The 16,991-nt window shown below is 68.5% G+C and carries 17 protein-coding genes (1 of these 17 cut by a window edge); 12 read left to right on the top strand and 5 right to left on the bottom strand.

The window, feature by feature from the left end; genetic code table 11:
- Together ACSFA8_RS17500 and ACSFA8_RS17495 are read left to right on the top strand one after the other, a co-directional pair.
- Positions 1 to 1,441 carry the 3' portion of an ATP-binding cassette domain-containing protein gene (locus ACSFA8_RS17500; protein ID WP_435480764.1) on the top strand. Its footprint begins 464 nt before the window's first position, so 1,441 of the gene's 1,905 nt are visible here — the last part of the coding sequence; the start codon falls outside the window, past its left edge; the stop codon is at positions 1,439 to 1,441.
- Positions 1,442 to 1,520: 79 nt separating this feature from the next.
- The gene (locus ACSFA8_RS17495) at positions 1,521 to 3,215 is read left to right on the top strand and encodes a phospholipase D family protein (RefSeq protein ID WP_435480763.1); all 1,695 of its coding nucleotides are present in this window, start codon (positions 1,521 to 1,523) and stop codon (positions 3,213 to 3,215) included.
- 85 nt (positions 3,216 to 3,300) lie between these two features.
- Here the strand turns inward: ACSFA8_RS17495 and ACSFA8_RS17490 are convergent, their stop codons facing one another.
- From ACSFA8_RS17490 to ACSFA8_RS17480, 3 genes are all read right to left on the bottom strand, one after another.
- Entirely contained in the window at positions 3,301 to 4,269 is a 969-nt protein-coding gene (locus tag ACSFA8_RS17490) for a Bug family tripartite tricarboxylate transporter substrate binding protein (RefSeq protein ID WP_435480762.1), read from the bottom strand.
- 36 nt (positions 4,270 to 4,305) lie between these two features.
- Complete coding sequence (locus tag ACSFA8_RS17485) at positions 4,306 to 4,671, bottom strand: AtuA-related protein (protein WP_435480761.1); 366 nt, start codon at positions 4,669 to 4,671, stop codon at positions 4,306 to 4,308.
- Positions 4,672 to 4,803: 132 nt separating this feature from the next.
- The gene (locus ACSFA8_RS17480; RefSeq protein ID WP_435480760.1) at positions 4,804 to 6,180 is read right to left on the bottom strand and encodes an acyclic terpene utilization AtuA family protein; all 1,377 of its coding nucleotides are present in this window, start codon (positions 6,178 to 6,180) and stop codon (positions 4,804 to 4,806) included.
- 103 nt (positions 6,181 to 6,283) lie between these two features.
- On the opposite strand from ACSFA8_RS17480, the gene ACSFA8_RS17475 reads away from it, so the two are divergent.
- The gene (locus ACSFA8_RS17475; protein ID WP_435480759.1) at positions 6,284 to 7,198 is read left to right on the top strand and encodes a LysR family transcriptional regulator; all 915 of its coding nucleotides are present in this window, start codon (positions 6,284 to 6,286) and stop codon (positions 7,196 to 7,198) included.
- A gap of 473 nt (positions 7,199 to 7,671) precedes the next feature.
- On the opposite strand, the gene ACSFA8_RS17470 is transcribed toward ACSFA8_RS17475, so the two are convergent.
- Positions 7,672 to 9,069 carry an aminotransferase-like domain-containing protein gene (locus ACSFA8_RS17470; protein WP_435480758.1) on the bottom strand — a complete coding sequence of 466 codons (1,398 nt, stop codon included), beginning with the start codon at positions 9,067 to 9,069 and terminating at the stop codon, positions 7,672 to 7,674.
- Between the two features lie 96 nt (positions 9,070 to 9,165).
- On the opposite strand from ACSFA8_RS17470, the gene ACSFA8_RS17465 reads away from it, so the two are divergent.
- The 8 genes from ACSFA8_RS17465 to ACSFA8_RS17430 are packed head-to-tail and all read left to right on the top strand — an operon-like array spanning position 9,166 to position 15,492.
- Positions 9,166 to 9,765 (top strand): LysE family translocator, encoded by a 600-nt coding sequence (locus tag ACSFA8_RS17465; RefSeq protein WP_435480757.1) that lies wholly within the window; start codon positions 9,166 to 9,168, stop codon positions 9,763 to 9,765.
- Positions 9,762 to 10,718, top strand: coding sequence for a DMT family transporter (locus tag ACSFA8_RS17460; protein WP_435480756.1), 957 nt, complete (start codon positions 9,762 to 9,764; stop codon positions 10,716 to 10,718). Before ACSFA8_RS17465 ends, ACSFA8_RS17460 begins: the two co-directional genes overlap by 4 nt.
- Positions 10,715 to 11,323 (top strand): LysE family translocator, encoded by a 609-nt coding sequence (locus ACSFA8_RS17455; protein WP_435480755.1) that lies wholly within the window; start codon positions 10,715 to 10,717, stop codon positions 11,321 to 11,323. Before ACSFA8_RS17460 ends, ACSFA8_RS17455 begins: the two co-directional genes overlap by 4 nt.
- Before the next feature lie 22 nt (positions 11,324 to 11,345).
- Complete coding sequence (locus ACSFA8_RS17450) at positions 11,346 to 12,566, top strand: aminotransferase-like domain-containing protein (protein WP_435480754.1); 1,221 nt, start codon at positions 11,346 to 11,348, stop codon at positions 12,564 to 12,566.
- A gap of 25 nt (positions 12,567 to 12,591) precedes the next feature.
- Complete coding sequence (locus tag ACSFA8_RS17445) at positions 12,592 to 13,233, top strand: glutathione S-transferase family protein (RefSeq protein WP_435480753.1); 642 nt, start codon at positions 12,592 to 12,594, stop codon at positions 13,231 to 13,233.
- An 8-nt stretch (positions 13,234 to 13,241) separates the two neighbouring features.
- Positions 13,242 to 14,150, top strand: coding sequence for a PhzF family phenazine biosynthesis protein (locus tag ACSFA8_RS17440; protein WP_435480752.1), 909 nt, complete (start codon positions 13,242 to 13,244; stop codon positions 14,148 to 14,150).
- Positions 14,151 to 14,152: 2 nt separating this feature from the next.
- A complete protein-coding gene (locus ACSFA8_RS17435) occupies positions 14,153 to 14,857 on the top strand; it encodes a VOC family protein (RefSeq protein WP_435480751.1) in 705 nt (234 codons plus the stop codon).
- Between the two features lie 2 nt (positions 14,858 to 14,859).
- Entirely contained in the window at positions 14,860 to 15,492 is a 633-nt protein-coding gene (locus tag ACSFA8_RS17430; protein WP_286539640.1) for a LysE family translocator, read from the top strand.
- A gap of 83 nt (positions 15,493 to 15,575) precedes the next feature.
- On the opposite strand, the gene ACSFA8_RS17425 is transcribed toward ACSFA8_RS17430, so the two are convergent.
- Positions 15,576 to 16,217 (bottom strand): dioxygenase family protein, encoded by a 642-nt coding sequence (locus tag ACSFA8_RS17425; RefSeq protein WP_435480750.1) that lies wholly within the window; start codon positions 16,215 to 16,217, stop codon positions 15,576 to 15,578.
- 87 nt (positions 16,218 to 16,304) lie between these two features.
- On the opposite strand from ACSFA8_RS17425, the gene ACSFA8_RS17420 reads away from it, so the two are divergent.
- Positions 16,305 to 16,979: a histidine phosphatase family protein gene (locus ACSFA8_RS17420; RefSeq protein ID WP_435480749.1), complete on the top strand. Its 675-nt coding sequence runs from the start codon at positions 16,305 to 16,307 to the stop codon at positions 16,977 to 16,979.
- Positions 16,980 to 16,991 lie beyond the last annotated feature (12 nt).

The following is a 16,991-nucleotide window of genomic DNA, read 5'->3' as shown; positions in this document are numbered from 1 at the left end:
TGCCCTCGCGCAGGCGCTGGTAACAGCGCCCGATGTGCTGCTGCTCGACGAACCGACCAATCACCTCGATCTCGACTCGATCGAATGGCTTGAGCAGTTGCTGATCGACTTCAAGGGCAGCGTGCTCACCATCACCCACGACCGCTCCTTCCTGGATCGCGTGGCGACCCGCATCGTCGAACTCGACCGCGGCCAGCTGCGCTCCTACCCGGGCAACTTCACCCAATACCAGGTGCAGAAGGAAGAGCAACTCGCCCAGGAAGCCGTGATCAACGCCAAGGCCGACAAGCTGCTGGCGCAGGAAGAAGTCTGGATCCGCAAGGGGGTGGAAGCGCGCCGCACCCGCAGCCAGAGCCGCATCGGCCGCCTCGAAGCGCTGCGCCAGCGCCGTACCAGCCGGCGGGAAGCGCTGGGCAGCGTCAACATGGACGTGGCCTCCGGCATGCCGACCGGCAAGATCGTGGCCGAACTCACAGAGGCCTCCAAGTCTTACGGCGACCGCACCATCGTGCGCGACTTCAGCGCCACCATCCTCCGCGGCGACAAGATCGGCCTGATCGGCCCGAACGGTGCCGGTAAGACCACCCTGCTCAAGATGATCCTCGGCACGCTCGAGCCCGACACCGGCAAGGTACGGCGCGGCTCGAACCTCGAAGTGGCGTACTTCGACCAGATGCGCGAGGCGCTGAACCTCGACGCCACACTGGAAGACTTCATCAGCCCCGGCAGCGAGTGGATCGAGATCGGCAAGCAGCGCAAGCATGTGAAGAGCTACCTCGGCGACTTCCTGTTCTCGCCGGCGCGGGCCAATTCGCCGGTGCGATCGCTCAGCGGCGGGGAGCGCAACCGGCTGCTGCTGGCGCGCCTGTTTGCACGCCCGGCCAATGTGCTGGTGCTCGACGAACCGACCAACGACCTCGACATCGACACGCTCGAACTGCTGGAAGACCTGCTGCAGAACTATGACGGAACCGTGTTCCTCGTGAGCCACGACCGCACCTTCCTCGACAACGTGGTCACCAGCACGATCGCTTTCGAGGGCGACGGCCGCTGGCGCGAATACGAGGGCGGCGTGCAGGATTGGCTGATCCAGTCCAAACGCGCCAAGGAGATCGGTTTGCAGCGTGCGGCCGCTGCGCCGCCGCCCCCGCCCCCGCCAGCAGCAGCCCCGTCGCCCCCGCCCGCCGCGGCCACAGCCAACGCACCGCGCAAGAAGCTCAGCTACAAGGAGCAGCGCGAGCTTGAGGCGCTCCCCGCCCAGATCGCCGAGCTCGAAGACGAACAGAAGCGCATCACCGAGTTGCTTGAGCACGACGGCGGCGCCATCTATTCCAGCGAAGCGTCGCGCGCCGTCGAGCTTGGCGAACGCCATGCGCAGATCGATGACGAACTGATGACCGCACTGGAGCGCTGGGAAACGCTGGGCGCTCCGGCCCGCTGAGCCCGGCGCGTCTCTCCGACGCGGCCCAACGCCGCGCTCAGTTATATAAAAGCGGCTATTTCGACTCCAAATACCTCTGATGCCACTTCTCCAGCGCTGGATCCCCGCACTCCTGGCCACCGCTCTGACGCTAGCGGCCGGCTGCGCCCAATTGCCCACCCATGTCGAACGTCCCGTGTCGACCGCGCTTGCGTCCCCTGCCGGCACGCCCTTCGCGGCCCTGGTGCAACAACGCCGCGACGCTGCCAAGGCCCGTTTTGACTCGGGCTTCGTGTTACTCGACGGCCCGCAGGCGGCGTATGGCAGCCGGCTGGCGCTGGTGGAGGGCGCACAAAAGACGCTCGACCTCCAGTACTACGCGATCCACGCCGATGCCAGCACGCGCCGTCTCATGACAGCGGTGCGCGAAGCGGCGGCGCGTGGGGTGCGTGTGCGCATCCTGATCGACGACTTGCATAGCACCGGTCGCGACGCGCTGGTGCTGCGGCTCGCCTACGACAAGAACATCGAAATCCGCCTGTTCAACCCGCTCGCCGGTGCGCGCGGCTCGTCGCTAGCCCGGCTGTTCAATTCGATCGACGAGGCGTCGCGCATCCAGCAGCGCATGCACAACAAGCTGTTTCTGGCAGACAACGTGCTTGGCGTGACCGGTGGCCGCAACCTGGGCGATGCCTACTTCGGCATCGGCAAGAGCGGCAACTTCGTCGACATCGACGTGCTCGCGGCCGGGCCGATCGTGCAGGATCTGTCGCGCAGCTTCGACAGCTACTGGAACAACGAGCGCGCCTATCCCGTGCAATCTCTGGTCACCCGCGAGGAGCTCGACGCGATCCGCGACAAGGCACGTGCCGAACGGGATCGCCAGCCCAGCGCAGAAACGGCCGCGCCCACGCCGCCCGACGAAAGCCAGCGCGCCCGGGTCTGGGATCAGAAGCCGCTCGACCTGCAGGCCACCGCCCTGGTCTGGGCGCCAGCTGTCATGCTGGTCGACAAGCCTGGCAAGATCGCCACCCCTGCCGACGAGGCCGCCGGCACGCCCGGTCGGGCGGTCACGCAGCCGGCCAATGCACCGCGCGCCAACAGCAACGACCGGCGGCAGACCTCCTTCGCGGACGCGGCAGATAGCGCGACCGGCAGCGACACGCTGGTTGAAGGCCTGCTGCAACTGATCGGCCAGGCGCAGCGCGATCTACTCATCATCTCGCCCTATTTCGTGCCCGGCCCAGACATGAAGCAGGCCTTCGCCAGCGCACGGGCGCGCGGCGTCCGCGTGCGGGTGCTGACCAACTCGCTGGCGTCCAACGACGCGCCGATCGCGCATGTGGGCTACGCGCGGCACCGCGAGGCACTGCTCAAGCTCGGCGTCGAGCTCTATGAAATGCGCAGCGAGCAGGCCGGGATCAGCAGCGCCTTCGGCTCTTCCGGTGCGGCTGTCACAGGCGAATCGCGCGCAATGCTGCATTCCAAGGTGCTGGTGATGGACGGCCGGCTGCTGGTGGTCGGCTCGATGAACCTTGATCTGCGCTCGCAACTGCAAAACACCGAGGTCGCGCTGCTGATCGGCAGCACGGCGCTTTCGAGTACTGCCACCGGCGTGATCGAAACCACGCTGCGCGAAGGCGCCTGGCATGTGGAGCTGGTGGACGGCCGGCTGACCTGGCGGGCGCCGCAGGGCAGCAACCTGAAAGACACCACGATCGAGCCCGACGCGAGCATCGGCCTCAAGCTCATGCTCAAGCTGCTCGGCCCGCTGGCGCCGGACAGCATGCTCTGAACCGCCGGCACGGCCAGCAGACACGGCGCTTTGACATCGAAGCCCGCCGGGATCTGCCGCATCACGGCCATGTCGGGGGGTGTTCTTATTCGGCTTCGATGCCGGCCGCCTTCACGATGCGGCCCCACTTCTGCGATTCGCCGGTCTGGAACTTCGCAAGTTCTTCCGGCGATGTCGTGAACACCTCCGTGCCGGTCGGCTCGTAGAACGCGGCTTTCGCAGCCTCGCTTTTCGCGGCGCGGGTCAGCAGCTCGTTGAGGCGCTTGACCACTGCGGCTGGCGTCTTCGCGGGTGCGTAGGCGGCAAACCAGTAGCCCATCTCGTAGCCCTTCACGCCGGCTTCGGCAATGGTCGGCACATCGGGTGCGAGCGGCGAGCGGCTGGCGCCCGACACTCCAAGCGCGCGCAGCTTGCCGCCCTTGATTTGCGGCAGGCCGGTGGCCGCGTCGGTGATCATCATGTTGATCTGCCCGCCGAGCAGGTCGGTCACGGCCAGCGTGTTGCTTTTGTACGGCACGTGCAGCAGCTTGATGTCGGCCATCTGCTGCAACAGTTCGCCCGCGATGCGGCTCGACGAACTGCCGCTGCCGAAGGTGTACTTGCCCGGCTCCTTCTTCGCGAGCGCGACGAACTCGGCCACCGTCTTCGCGGGGAACGCCGGGTTCACCACCATGATCTGGCCGCCCTTGCCCAGCGCGCCGATTGGCGAGAAATCCTTGACCGGGTCGTACGGCAGCTTCTTGAACAGGTGCTCGTTGGCCGCGTGCGTGGTGTTGGTGGTGATCAGCACCGTGTAGCCGTCGGGCGCGGCCTTGGCGACCTGCTGCGAGGCGATGAAGCCGCTGGCGCCGGCCTTGTTGTCGATCACCACCGGCTGCCTGGTTTCGGCCGTGACACCGTTGCCGATGGCGCGTGCGATCTGGTCGGTGGCGGTGCCGGCCGCAAAGGGCACGACGAAGGTGATGGCCTTTTCGGGGAAGGCCTGGGCTTGCGCCAGTGCCGGCGCCAATGCAAGGGCGGCGGCGGCGAGCGCGATGGAATGGAAGCGGTTCATGGTTCTTGTCTCCAGATGGTTTGTCAAAAAACGAAATCAGCCTTCGGGCGGGCCGGCCAGCAGGTGTTGCAACCCGGGAGGCACCTGGATCGGCAACTCGAGCAGCAGGAACGAAAGCGACTTGCCGTGGGTGTCGAGGTTGAGCGCGTCGTTGACGCCGCCGTCGAGCACCGCGTCGAGCACGAAGTTCATTGCCTGCAGCTTCTGCAGCACGAAGCGCTGCACGCGGCTTGGCGCGCGATGGCGGAACTGCGCGGCCACAGCCTCGGGCGTGACCTGCTCCACCAGCAGCGGCCACAGTGCCGGGTGCCAGGCGATCACGCTGATGTTGGAGCGGTCGCCCTTGTCACCCGTGCGGCCGTGTGCAGCGCGGTAAAGCGGAAATGCAGAGTGCGTGCTCATGTCAATTTTTTTCCTGAAGAAATGCCTTCCCGAGAAACACCGCGGAACCGGCTTCGCCGGGCCGCTGGTGTTGCCCCCGGCAGGGGGTTGGCGTAGCGACACGCAGTGCGCGAAGACTGGGGGCGAGTTTTTTCACACCATTTCGAAACTTACGGGCACCGCGTCGCGCGGCAACAGGCACGAGATCGTGTTGAGCCGGGGCGTGAGCGAGCTGCGCACGCCGCCACCGCCGGCCGGGCCACAGGTGTAGAGCGCCATCACCTCGCGCCCCAGCCGCTGGGCCTCGGCGCGGTCGTCGTGCGTGGCCGCGACCCGCAGCCGCACGTCGCGCGCGCCGCCGTCGGGCGTGGCCGCGAGCGCGCGGCCGGCGTCGTCGGCCAGGATGCTGATCGCGCCGATCAGGTCGACCCGCAACGAGAGGCCGGCCAGCCGGCTGCGCAGCACATCGGCCGCAAGCCGCGCGCGCGCCTCGGCGCGCGCGCCGGCGTACGAGATCTCGCCCTCGGCCAGCCAGCCGCCCTCGTGGCAGACGTTGACCTTGTAGTGCGTCGGCCGTGCATGGCCGCGCACGCCCGTAAGCGCGACGCGGTTCACGCCTGCGGCCTGCACCTCGGCCTCGCCGATGTCGGCGATGACGTCGGGTGTCAGGTAGGCCACCGGGTCGTGCACCTCGTAGAGCAGTTGCTCCTTCACAGTCGCCTCGGTCACGAACCCGCCGGTGCCGTCGGACTTGCCGACGGTGCAGTGGCCATCGGCTTCGATCTCGGCAATCGGAAAGCCCACCTCGGCAAGGCCCGGCACATCCTTGAAGCCGGGATCGGCGAAATAGCCCCCGCAGACCTGCGCGCCGCATTCGAGCAAGTGGCCGGCCATGGTCGCGCGGCCCAGCTTTTCCCAGTCGTCGGCGCGCCAGCCGAAGTGCGACATCGCCGGGCCGACGGTGAGCGACGGGTCGGCCACGCGGCCGCACACCACGATCTGCGCGCCCGCATCGAGCGCGGCGGCGATCGGCTCGGCGCCGATGTAGGCGTTGACGCTGACGATGCGCAGCCCGTCCAGTTGCGCGCCGAGCTCGGCACGCAGCAGGTCGCGCTGGGCTGGCGCCGACAGATCGTCGCCCTCCACCACCGCAATGCGAGGCGCCGGCGCGCCGAGTTCACGGGCGAGGCGCGCGATGTGGCGCGCCGCGGCGCGCGGATTCCCCGCGCCGAAGTTGCTCACGATACGGATGCCGTGCGCCAGGCAGCGCGCCAGCACCGGCCGCAGCATCGCATCGAGCAACGGTTCGTAGCCGGATTCGGGATCGGCGCGGCGTCGCAGCTGGGCCAGTGCGAGCGTGCGCTCGGCCAGCGTTTCGAAGATCAGGAAGGCGCGCTGCCCGGCCGGGCCCGTGGCGAGCCGGGCGATCAGCGTATCGACCACCGGGCCGGCGGCATCGGTGCGGTCGCCGGAGAAGCCGGCCGCGCAGCCGATCAGCAACGGCGGGGGAAGCGAGGGCTGGGCTGTCATTCTGGTTTGTCTCTTGTCGGTCTCTTTGTGGTGCCGAATGTAGGCGCCTGCGTGCCATCCGTAAAATCGAAAGTTCAGATCGATTCATCCAAATTACAAATCAATGTCCGCGCCTGATCTTTCCGCCCGCCAGTTGCGTGCCTTCACGGCACTGGCCGATCAGCGCAACTTCACGCGCGCGGCGCAGTCCTGCCACCTGTCGCAGCCCGCGTTCAGTGCGCTGATCCGCACGCTCGAAGACGCACTGGGCGCACGGCTGTTCGATCGCGACACGCGCAGCGTGCAGCTCACGCCCGAGGGCCGGTTGTTCGAGGCCTCGGCGCGGCGCCTGCTCGACGACATGCGGGGCGCGATCGGCGACCTGGCCGACCACGTGGAGCGACGCAAGGGCCGCGTGAGCATCGCCGCGCTCCCCTCGCTCGCGGCCGGCTGGTTGCCGGCGATCCTGGCCGAGTTCATGCAGGCCTGGCCCGGCATCACGGTCGAACTGCACGACGCGCTGTCGGACGCCTGCATCGCGCAGTTGCGCAGCCACCAGGCCGACTTCGCGCTCGCGGCCACCGGGGCCGGCGCTGCCGCGGCCAGCGACCTGCGCGGCCGCAAGCTCTGCAGCGACCGTTTTCACCTGGTCTGCCGCGCCGACCATCCGCTCGCCAAGGTGCCCAAGCTCACCGCCCGGCAACTCGCGCCCTGGCCCTTCATCCAGATGGCGCGCAACAGCAGCGTGCGCCAGTCGCTCGACGCCGCATTGCATCCGCTGCGCCTCAACGCTGTGTTCGAGGTGGAGCACCTCGCCACCGTGATGGGCCTGGTCGAGGCCGGCATCGGCATCAGCGTGGTGCCGGCGCTAACGCTGTTCCACTTCCGGCGGGAGACGCTGGTGACGCGCCCCCTGCCGGTGCCAGGGCTGACGCGCACGATCTATCTGGTGCAGCGGCGCGAAGGCAGTTTGTCGGTGGCGGCGCAGACGTTGCACGATCTGATCGTGGAGCGGATGGGGTCGCTGCGGTTTGATTGACTCTGTTTTTGGTTTTGGGGTGCGTCGGCGGGCGGTATGCGCTGGGGCGGCCGACGTCACCGGCCCTTCGGGCTGCCCTGCGCTGCTCGCGTCAGGCGGGGTCCGCGTGAACTCGCCTGCGGCTCAAACAGCACGCGGCCCTGATCCGCCTGCCCCTGCGCTGCTCGGCGGTGCCTCAACGGCCGCCCCAGCGCATACCACCCACCGACGTGGACAGGAAGGGGTTGCATCCGGAAGGCCAGACCGTCGAACCACCCCAAGCCCGGTGTGCGGTACGGGCTGTCCGACCCTTCTGCGCCGCCGAGGAGCGCAGCGTTTTGCGGATCAGGGCTCGCAGCTGTTTGAGCCGCAGGCGAGTTCTGCGAGACCCCGCAAAACGCGAGCACCGCAGGGCAGCCGCGAAGCGGCCGGCGCAGCAGGGTCGGACGGCCCGTACCGCTCACCGGGCGTCCCCCCACGAGGCACGTCGAAACTCACCCCCGCACCCGCCCAAACACCTTCCAGAACTCCGCATCCTGCGCCGTCGCAAAGTTGATCCGCATCAGCGTCGACGGCCGCCGGCGCGCGTGGAACAGCGAGCCCGGTGCCAGCAGGTAGCCCTCGTCCAGCATGCGCTGCGTCAGCGCGTCGGTGTCTACGCCCGTGTCGACCCAGCCGAACAACCCCGCCGGCTCCGACACGAAGGTGCATCCGTGCGACAGCGCCAACTTGACGGTGCGGGCGCGGGCGCCATCCAGGCGGATGCGGATGCGATCGGCGTGGCGGCGCAGTTGCCCCTGGTCGATGCACCAGGCCAGCGCGCGCTCGAACAGCGCGGGCGTGGTCAGCGTGGCGAGCAGCTTGGTTTCCAGCAACCGGCCGAACAGCGCGGGCGGTGCCGCCAGGAAACCGATGCGCCAGTTGGGCGCGAGGATCTTGGCAAAGCCGCTCACGTAGATGGTTCGCTGCAACCCGTCGAGCGCACACAGGCGCGTGGCGTGCTCGGGTGCCAGATGGCTGTAGGTGTCGTCCTCGACGATGTGAAAGTCGTGCTGGTTGGCCAGCTGCAGCACGCGGTGCGCGCTCCCGGGCGTGAGGCAATAGCCGGTCGGGTTGTGGAACACGCTCACGCTCACGAACAATTTCGGCGCATGCGCCTCACAGTACTGCGCCATCACATCCAGATCCGGCCCGTCGGCGCGGCGCGGTACCGGCAGCACGCGCATGCCCAGCGACTCGAGCCGCGCGAACTCGATCGCCCAGCCCGGCTCCTCGACCATCACCGGGTCACCCGCGCGCAACAGCGTCCGGCTCACGATGTCGAGCGCGTGCGTGGCGCCGATGGTGGTGATGATCTGGTCCGGCCCCGCCGGCACGTTGATGCTGACGAGTTTTTGCGACAGGCTGCGGCGCAGCGCCGTATCGCCGGCCGGCTCGCCGTATTGCAGCGACAGCTCCTGCAACGCACGCGTGCCCGTCAGGCGGCGCAGCGAGGTCGGCAGGAAGGTCGACTCCATCCAGTCTGGCGGAAACACGCCCATGCCGGGCTGCGGCTTGTCGCTCTGGCGGTGGAACATGCCCCGGATCAGCGAGCTGGCATCGACGGGCAACGGCATCGCCACTGACTTGACGGCGCCTTGCGCCCGCCCTTCCTGCACCGCAGCCGAATCACGCACGTAAAAACCGCGTTGCCGCCGCGCCTCGACCAGGCCCTGCGCAAGCAACTGGTCGTACGCAGCCACCACCGTGTGCGGGCTCACGCCCTGCTGGCGCGCGCATTCGCGCACCGACGGCAGACGGGTACCGGGCGGCAGCAAGCGGTTGCGGATGCGCTCGGCAAAGCGGGCGGCCAGTTGCTCGGTCAGCGATTGGGTCGAGGTTCGTGTCAGCATGGGTCTTCTGTGTCCCTGGTCGAGCCGATACAGACTAGCCCATTGTTCGACCATCTGTATTGGTACTGTAATGGTCATCAGTTTAGAGTCTGTGCCATGAACTGGCAAGAATTCACCGCGTTGCTGGTGCTGGCCACCGCGATGAGTTTCTCGCCGGGGCCCAACACCACGCTGTCGACCGCGCTCGCGGCCAACGGCGGCCTGCCGCGCGCGATGCGCTTCATCCTTGCGGTGCCGGTGGGCTGGAGCCTGCTGCTTGCATTCTGCGCAGCGGGTGTCGGCGCGCTGGTGATGGCGGAGCCCGCGCTGCGCCTGGTCATCAAGGCGCTCGGAGTGGCCTATCTGCTGTGGCTGGCTTACAAGCTGAGCGGCGGCGGCACGCTCGGCAGTGACGAAGGCAAGCGGCTCGACGTCGGTTTCGGCCAGGGCGTGATGCTGCAGTTCCTCAACATCAAGGCCTGGCTGCTGGCGCTCACGCTGGTGGCCGGCTGGATCGCGGGGCAACCCGATCCATGGCAACGCTTTGCGATCGTCGCACCGGTGATGCTGGTCTATGCCTTCACCAGCAACTTCGTCTACGCACTGGCCGGGTCGTTGCTGCGCGACTGGCTGGTGCACGGCAGCCGCCTGCTGTGGTTCAACCGCGCGATGGCTGCCGTACTGGTGCTGACCGCCTGGTGGATGGTGACGGTATGAGCATCCGGATCAAGGACGAAACCCTCGGCATGTGGCTCGGCGTGCTGGGCGTGGCTTTCTTCGCCGTCACGCTGCCGATGACGCGCCTGGCCACCGGCACAGCCGAGGCGCCGCAGCTCTCGCCCTGGTTCGTCACGCTCGGCCGCGCGGCCCTGGCCGGCGTGCTGTCGGTGATCTTTCTGGTTGCCACGCGTTCGCCGCGCCCCGCGCCGCACCACTGGAAGCCGCTCGGCCTGGCCCTGCTGGGCAACGCGGTCGGCTACCCGCTGCTGCTGGGCTACGCGCTGCGCGTGGTCACGGCCAGCCATGCCGCCGTCATCACCGCCCTGCTGCCGCTGGTGTCGGCCATGGTCGCGGCCTGGGTGCTGCACCAGCGCGCACGGCTCGGCTTCTGGGTCTGCGCCGTGGTCGGCAGCCTGCTCGTGGTGGTGTTCTCGGTGTTGCGTGCGCAACAGCACGGCCACGGCTTCGGGCTGGAATGGGCGGATCTGCTGCTGGTCGGCGCGGTCATCGCCGCGTCGTTCGGCTACATCTACGGCTCGCAGGTCACGCCGGCGCTGGGCGCCGAGCGCGTGATCTGCTGGGTCTGCGCGATGGCGCTGCCGGTCACGCTGCCCGCGACCTTCGTGCTGTGGCCGCAGCAACCGGTGGCAGCCTCGGCCTGGGCCGGCTTCGTCTACGTCGGCGTGTTCTCGATGTGGATCGGCTTCTTTGCCTGGTACCGCGGCCTGGCGCTCGGTGGCGCGCTGCGGGTGAGCCAGACGCAGCTGCTGCAGCCGTTCCTGTCGATCCTGGCGTCAATCCCGTTGCTCGGCGAGCCGCTCGATGTGGTCACGCTCGGCTTTGCAGCGGCGGTGGTGGCGACGGTGGTGGCCGGCAAGCGGCTCTCCCAGCCGCCCGCGGCGCTGCGGCCCGCGCCCTTCAAGCCGGCACCGGAGACACCCACACCATGAGCGCCGAAACCTGGCTGGCTTTCTGCCTCTTCGCCTTCGTCAGCTCGATCACGCCCGGGCCCAACAACACCATGATGCTGGCGTCCGGCGTGAACTTCGGCCTGGCCCGCTCGCTGCCGCACATGACGGGCATCACGGTGGGCTTCTGTCTCATGATCGTGCTGATGGGCATGGGGCTCGGCACGGTGTTCGAGCGTTACCCGGTGCTCTACACCATGATGCGCTACGCCGGCGGTGCCTACATGCTGTATCTGGCCTGGAAGATTTTTCGCAGCAAGCCGGTCGCCGATGCGGCTGCGGGCGAGGCCCAGCAGGCACGCCCCATGGGCTTTGCCGCCGCGGCCGCCTTCCAGTGGGTCAACCCGAAGGCCTGGGTGATGGCGCTGGGTGCCATCACCACCTACCTGCCGGCCCACCACTCGCTGTGGCAACTGATGGCGCTGGTCGGCGTGATGGGCGTCATCAACATGCCCAGCACCGGCTCATGGGCGCTGTTCGGCAGCAGCATGCGCCGCCATCTGCAGCGGCCCGCCTTCCTGCGCGTCTTCAACACCCTCGCCGCGTTGGCGCTGGTGGCCTCGCTATATCCTTTGCTGACTCACTGACCCACCGAACGGAGAACAACACATGACAACCTTGAACTGGAAGCTGGCCGCCCGCGCCGAGAAGATGAACCCATCGGTGCTGCGTGAAATCCTCAAGGTCACCGAGCGCCCCGGCATCATCAGCCTGGCCGGCGGCCTGCCCTCGCCCAAGACCTTCCCGATCCAGGCCTTTGCCGATGCCTGCGCCGAGGTGCTGCACAACGACGGCCAGGCCGCGCTGCAATACGCGGCCAGCGAAGGCTACGGCCCGCTGCGCCAGGCGGTGGCCGACATGCTGCCGTGGGACGTCGACCCGGCGCAGGTGTTGATCACCACCGGCTCGCAACAGGGGCTGGATCTGGTGGCCAAGGTGCTGCTCGATCCGGGCAGCACGGTGCTGGTCGAGACGCCGACCTACCTTGGTGCGCTGCAGGCCTTCGGCCCGATGGAGCCGGTGCCGGTGAGCGTGGCAAGCGACGATGAAGGCGTGATCGTCGACGACCTGGTCGCCAAGGCCGGCGATGCGCGCTTCGTCTACCTGCTGCCCAACTTCCAGAACCCGACCGGCCGCACCATGACCGAAGCGCGTCGCGTGGCGGTGTCGCAGGCGGCGGCGAGGGCGGGCCTGCCGATCGTCGAAGACAACCCGTACGGCGAACTCTGGTTCGACGAAGCGCCGCCGCTGCCGTTGACCGCGCGCAATCCCGAAGGCTGCATTTACCTGGGCTCGTTCTCGAAGGTGCTGGCGCCGGGCTTGCGGCTCGGGTTTCTGGTCGCACCGAAGGCCGTCTACCCCAAGCTGCTGCAGGCCAAGCAGGCGGTCGACCTGCACACGCCGATCTTCACGCAGCGCATGGTGTCGTCGGTGATGAAAGACAACTTTCTCGATCGCCACGTGCCGACGATCCGCGCGCTCTACAAACGCCAGCGCAATGCGATGGTGGCGGCGTTGCAGCGCGAAATGAAGGGGCTGGACGTGAAGTTCAACGTGCCCGCGGGTGGCATGTTCCTGTGGCTGCGCATGCCCGAGGGCATCGACACGGTGGCGCTGCTGCCGCGCGCGGTGGAGCGCAACGTGGCCTTCGTGCCAGGCGCGCCGTTCTACGCGGGCCAGGGCGATCCGCGCACCATGCGCCTGTCGTTCGTGACCGCCAACGTCGACGAGATCGACACGGCCATCACGGCACTGGCGGCGACGGTGCGCGAAGTGCTCGGCCAATCCGGCGCGCAACCGGAGCGACGGCTGGCCCCGACGCTCGGCTGACCGTGACCCCGAAAAAGGAAACGACATGCTCAACATCTGGGGCCGCATCAGCTCGATCAACGTGCGCAAGGTGGTCTGGTGCGCGCAGGAGCTTGCGCTCGACTTCCAGCGCACCGAGGCCGGCGGCCAGTACGGCGTGGTGCAGACGCCTGAATACATTGCGCTGAATCCGAACGCGCTGGTGCCGGTGATCGATGATGGCGAAGGCGTCGAGCGCGTGGTGCTGTGGGAGTCGAACGTGATCGTGCGCTACCTGTGCGCCAAGCACTCCTCGGGTCGGCTCTACCCCGACCTGCTGGCCGAACGCTTCGATGCCGAGCGCTGGATGGACTGGCAGCAGACCACCTTGAACCCGGTCAGCGCCGGCGCTTTCAGGCAATGGATCCGCGTGCCGCCGGCCGAACGCGACATCGCGGTGATCGCGCGCTCGGTGACCGCGACCGAGCCGCTGTTCGCGATGCTCGACGCACACCTGGCGACGCGCCGCTTCATGCTGGGCGACAACTTCACGATGGCCGACATTCCGCTCGGCTGCGAGGCGCACCGCTGGTTCGGCCTGCCGGCCACCGAGTACACGCACCCGGCCTGGCCGAACGTGGAGCGCTGGTTCGCCGAACTGAAGGCGCGCTCCGGCGCGCGCGGTGTGCTGGACCTCCCCCTCGAGTGACGCCCCGGATGAAAACCCGCCCCTTCCAGCAGATCGATGTATTTACCGCGGTGCCCTACCGCGGCAACCCCGTGGCCGTGGTGCTTGACGGCAGCGACCTCGACGACGCGGAACTTCAGCGCTTTGCGCAATGGACGAACCTGTCGGAAACCACGTTCCTGTTGCCGCCGACCGCGCCGGGCGCGGACTACCGCGTGCGCATCTTCACGCCCGGCGGCGAGTTGCCGTTCGCCGGCCATCCCACGCTCGGCAGTTGCCATGCGTGGCTGAAGGCCGGCGGCAAGCCCAAGGCAGCCGACCGGATCGTGCAGGAGTGCAAGGCCGGCCTGATCCCGATCCGGCGCGAGGGCCAGCGCCTGGCCTTTGCCGCGCCGCCGCTCCAGCGCAGTTCACCGAGCCCGAGCGTGCTGGCCAGGGTGGCCGCCGCGCTGGGCCTGAAGGCGCAGCAGATCGTGGCCGCGCAGTTGCTGGACAACGGGCCGGTCTGGCTCGGCCTGCTGCTGGACGACGTCGATGCGGTTCTGGCGCTCAAGCCCGATCACCGCACGCTCAAGGAACTGGGGCAAAAAGTGGGCGTGGCGGCGGTCGCCCGGGCGCCTACGGCGACCCGTCTGATCGCGCGCTCGAACCGCGAGGCCAGGGCCTTCGCGGGTAGCGCAGCACCCGCCACCATCGGGCTCGAAGTGCGCGCCTTCGCGGCGCCGGTCGGCGTCGAGGAAGACCCGGTCACGGGCAGCCTCAATGCCAGCCTGGCGCAATGGCTCATCGCCGACGGCCATCTGCCCGAGCGCTACCTCGCCGGGCAGGGGCAGTGCATGGGACGCGACGGGCGCGTCAGCGTGGAGCGCGACACGGCCGGCCAGGTCTGGATCGGCGGGGATGCGGTGGCTTGCATCGAAGGCCACGTGGCGCTGTAGCCATGACTGCACCACCCCGCGCCGAAGTCGACCACCTGGTAATCGCCGCGCGCACGCTCGACGAGGGCGTGCAGTGGTGCGAAGCCACGCTCGGCGTGACGCCCGGCCTCGGTGGCGCGCACCCGCTCATGGGCACGCACAACCGGCTGCTGAACATCGCGGCGCCGGCTTTCCCGCGCGCCTACCTCGAGATCATCGCGATCGATCCGGCGAAGCAACCGGCGCGCGCGGCCGGGCTGCACCGCTGGTTCGACCTCGACGATGCGGCCCTGCAGGCCGGGCTCGCGCACAACGGGCCGCAACTCGTGCATTTCGTGGCGCGGGTGCCCGATGCGAAGGCATCGCTGCACGCGCTGGCGAACCCGCAGGCGCACATCGACCGCGGCCACCTGCTCGAAGCTTCGCGCGCCACGAAGGCGGGGCTACTCGAATGGCAGATCAGCGTGCGCGACGACGGCCAGCGCCTGTTCTACGGCGCGCTGCCAACCCTGATCCAGTGGGGCCCGGTGCACCCGGTCGACAGCATGCCGACATCGGGCCTCGAACTGGTCGCGTTGGCCGCGGTGCATCCGCGCCTGGACACGCTGCGCGCCGCGCTCGACGTGATCGGTTTCACCGCGATCGACCTGCGCCAGGGCCCGCCGAACCTCCTGGCCACGCTGCGCACGCCGCGCGGCCTCGTCACGATCGAGTCGAAGGGGCTCTGACCATGCTCGCAGCTTCCGAACTCGCCTGGTTTGCGCTCGCCGCCCTGTTGCTCGCGCTGACGCCGGGGCCGAACATGATCTATTGCGTCTCGCGCACGCTGGTGCAGGGCCGGCGCGCCGGATTGGTCTCGCTGGGCGGTGTGCTGCTCGCGTTCCTGGTGCACCTGGTCGCAGCGGCGCTCGGGCTCACCGCACTGCTGCTGGCTGTGCCACTGGCTTTCGACGCGATCCGCTACGCCGGCGCGGCCTATCTGATGTGGCTCGCCTGGCAGGCTGTCAAGCCAGGCGGCACGGCGCCGTTCGAGCCCCGCGCGCTGCCGGCCGACCCGCCAGCCAGGCTGTTCCGCATGGGCTTTCTGACGAACCTGCTGAACCCGAAGGTCGCGATGTTCTATCTCTCGTTCTTCCCGCAGTTCATCCACCCGGAGCGCGGCTCGGTGCTGTGGCAGAGCGCACAACTCGGCGCGGCGCAGATCGCGAGCAGCGCCCTGGTCAACACCCTGATGATCGTTGGCGCCGCCAGCATCACCGCGGTGCTGTCGCAAAGCACCGGCTGGCTGCGTGCGCAGCGCTACGTCATGGGCAGCGTGCTGGCCGCTCTGGCGGTGCGCGTTGCGCTCACCGAGAAAAAATGAAGTTCACCCGCGACGAGATCGAAGTCGAAGTCGAAGTCGAAGTCGCGCAACGCACGGTGTACGCGCCCAACGGCGGCTGAGGTTCAGGCCGCGACCACGATCGGGAAGCGTGCCTGCAAGCCGTCGCTGCCGCGCTCGAACGGCACCGTGACGGCTGCGCGGCTCGCGTCGTCGAGCCGGCGCCAGATGCCGTCGCGCGCGTTGCCGGGGTCACCCTCCACGTAGAGCTGTGTGGTCAGCAGTTCGCGCGAGCCGAGCTTCACCTTCACGTGGATATGCGGCGTGCGGCCGGAATAGGGCACCGGCCGGATCGTGCGGAAGCGGTAACGCCCGTCGGCACCGGCCGTGACGCGGCCGAAACCCTGAAACGCCGCATCGGCCCGGTTGCCGTCGCCGGGATGGTGGTAGTGGCCATGCTCGTCGCACTGCCATATCTCGACCTGCGCACCAGCCACCGGCCGGCCCTCGGTGTCGCTCACCGTGCCGTCGACCCAGGCCGGCTGGCCGCCGCGGTATGGCGCGCGGCCGCCGTTGTGCAGCAAGTCGGGGTCGGAATCGGCCGGCAGTTCGACCGGATAGAACGGCCCCTCGGTCTGCGACGGCGTCAAAAAACGCCGCGCCGCCGCGGGCTGCTGCGCCCGCGCGCCGAGCCAGAGCGCAGGCATGACGATCAGCGCGGCACCGAGGGTGCGGCGCCGCAGAGGATGAGGGGTGTGGGCGGCCATCGCATTGGGACTCGGCGCCACGGCCCCAAGTTCCGCCCGTCGCAGCCGGGACAAGCAGTGTCGCCGCGCTTTGCCAGAATCGTCCTCATGGGAACCCTCTACCTCGTGCGCCACGGGCAAGCTTCTTTCGGCGCGGCCGACTACGACAACCTGAGCGAACTCGGCCAACGGCAGAGCGAGCGGCTCGGCGCGTACTGGCGCGAGCGCGGCATGACCTTCGACGCGGTGATCACCGGCACCCTCAAGCGACACCGGCAAACCTGGGAGGGCATCGCCCGGGGCCTGGGGCTCAGCCGCGATGACGTGCTGCCCTGGCCGGGCCTCAACGAATACGACAGCGAAGCCGTCGTGGCGACGATCCATCCCGAGAAGCTGCCCAAGGCCGATACGCCCGAGCTCTACCGCAAGCATTTCCGGCTGCTGCGCGACGGCCTAGCCGCGTGGATGCAGGGCAAGACCGAGCCGGTCGGCATGCCGAGCTATGTCGACTTTCTGGCCGGCGTGACGACCGCACTCGACCATGTGCGCGCCCGGCACCATGGCGCCCGCGTGCTGGTGGTGTCGAGCGGCGGGCCGATCTCGACCGCGGTCGGCCAGGTGCTTGGCACCAGCCCAGAAACCACGATCGAGCTCAACCTGCGCATCCGCAACACCTCGGTCACCGAGTTCGCCTTCACGCCCAAGCGCCACATGCTCGTGACCTACAACACGCTGCCGCACCTCGACGGCCCGGCGTACGAGAAGTGGGTCACGTACTCATGAAGATGCAACTAT

It is taken from the genome of Variovorax nitratireducens, from assembly GCF_051216545.1.
Lineage (GTDB): Bacteria > Pseudomonadota > Gammaproteobacteria > Burkholderiales > Burkholderiaceae_C > Variovorax.
This window is presented reverse-complemented; position numbering and strand designations above follow the sequence as displayed.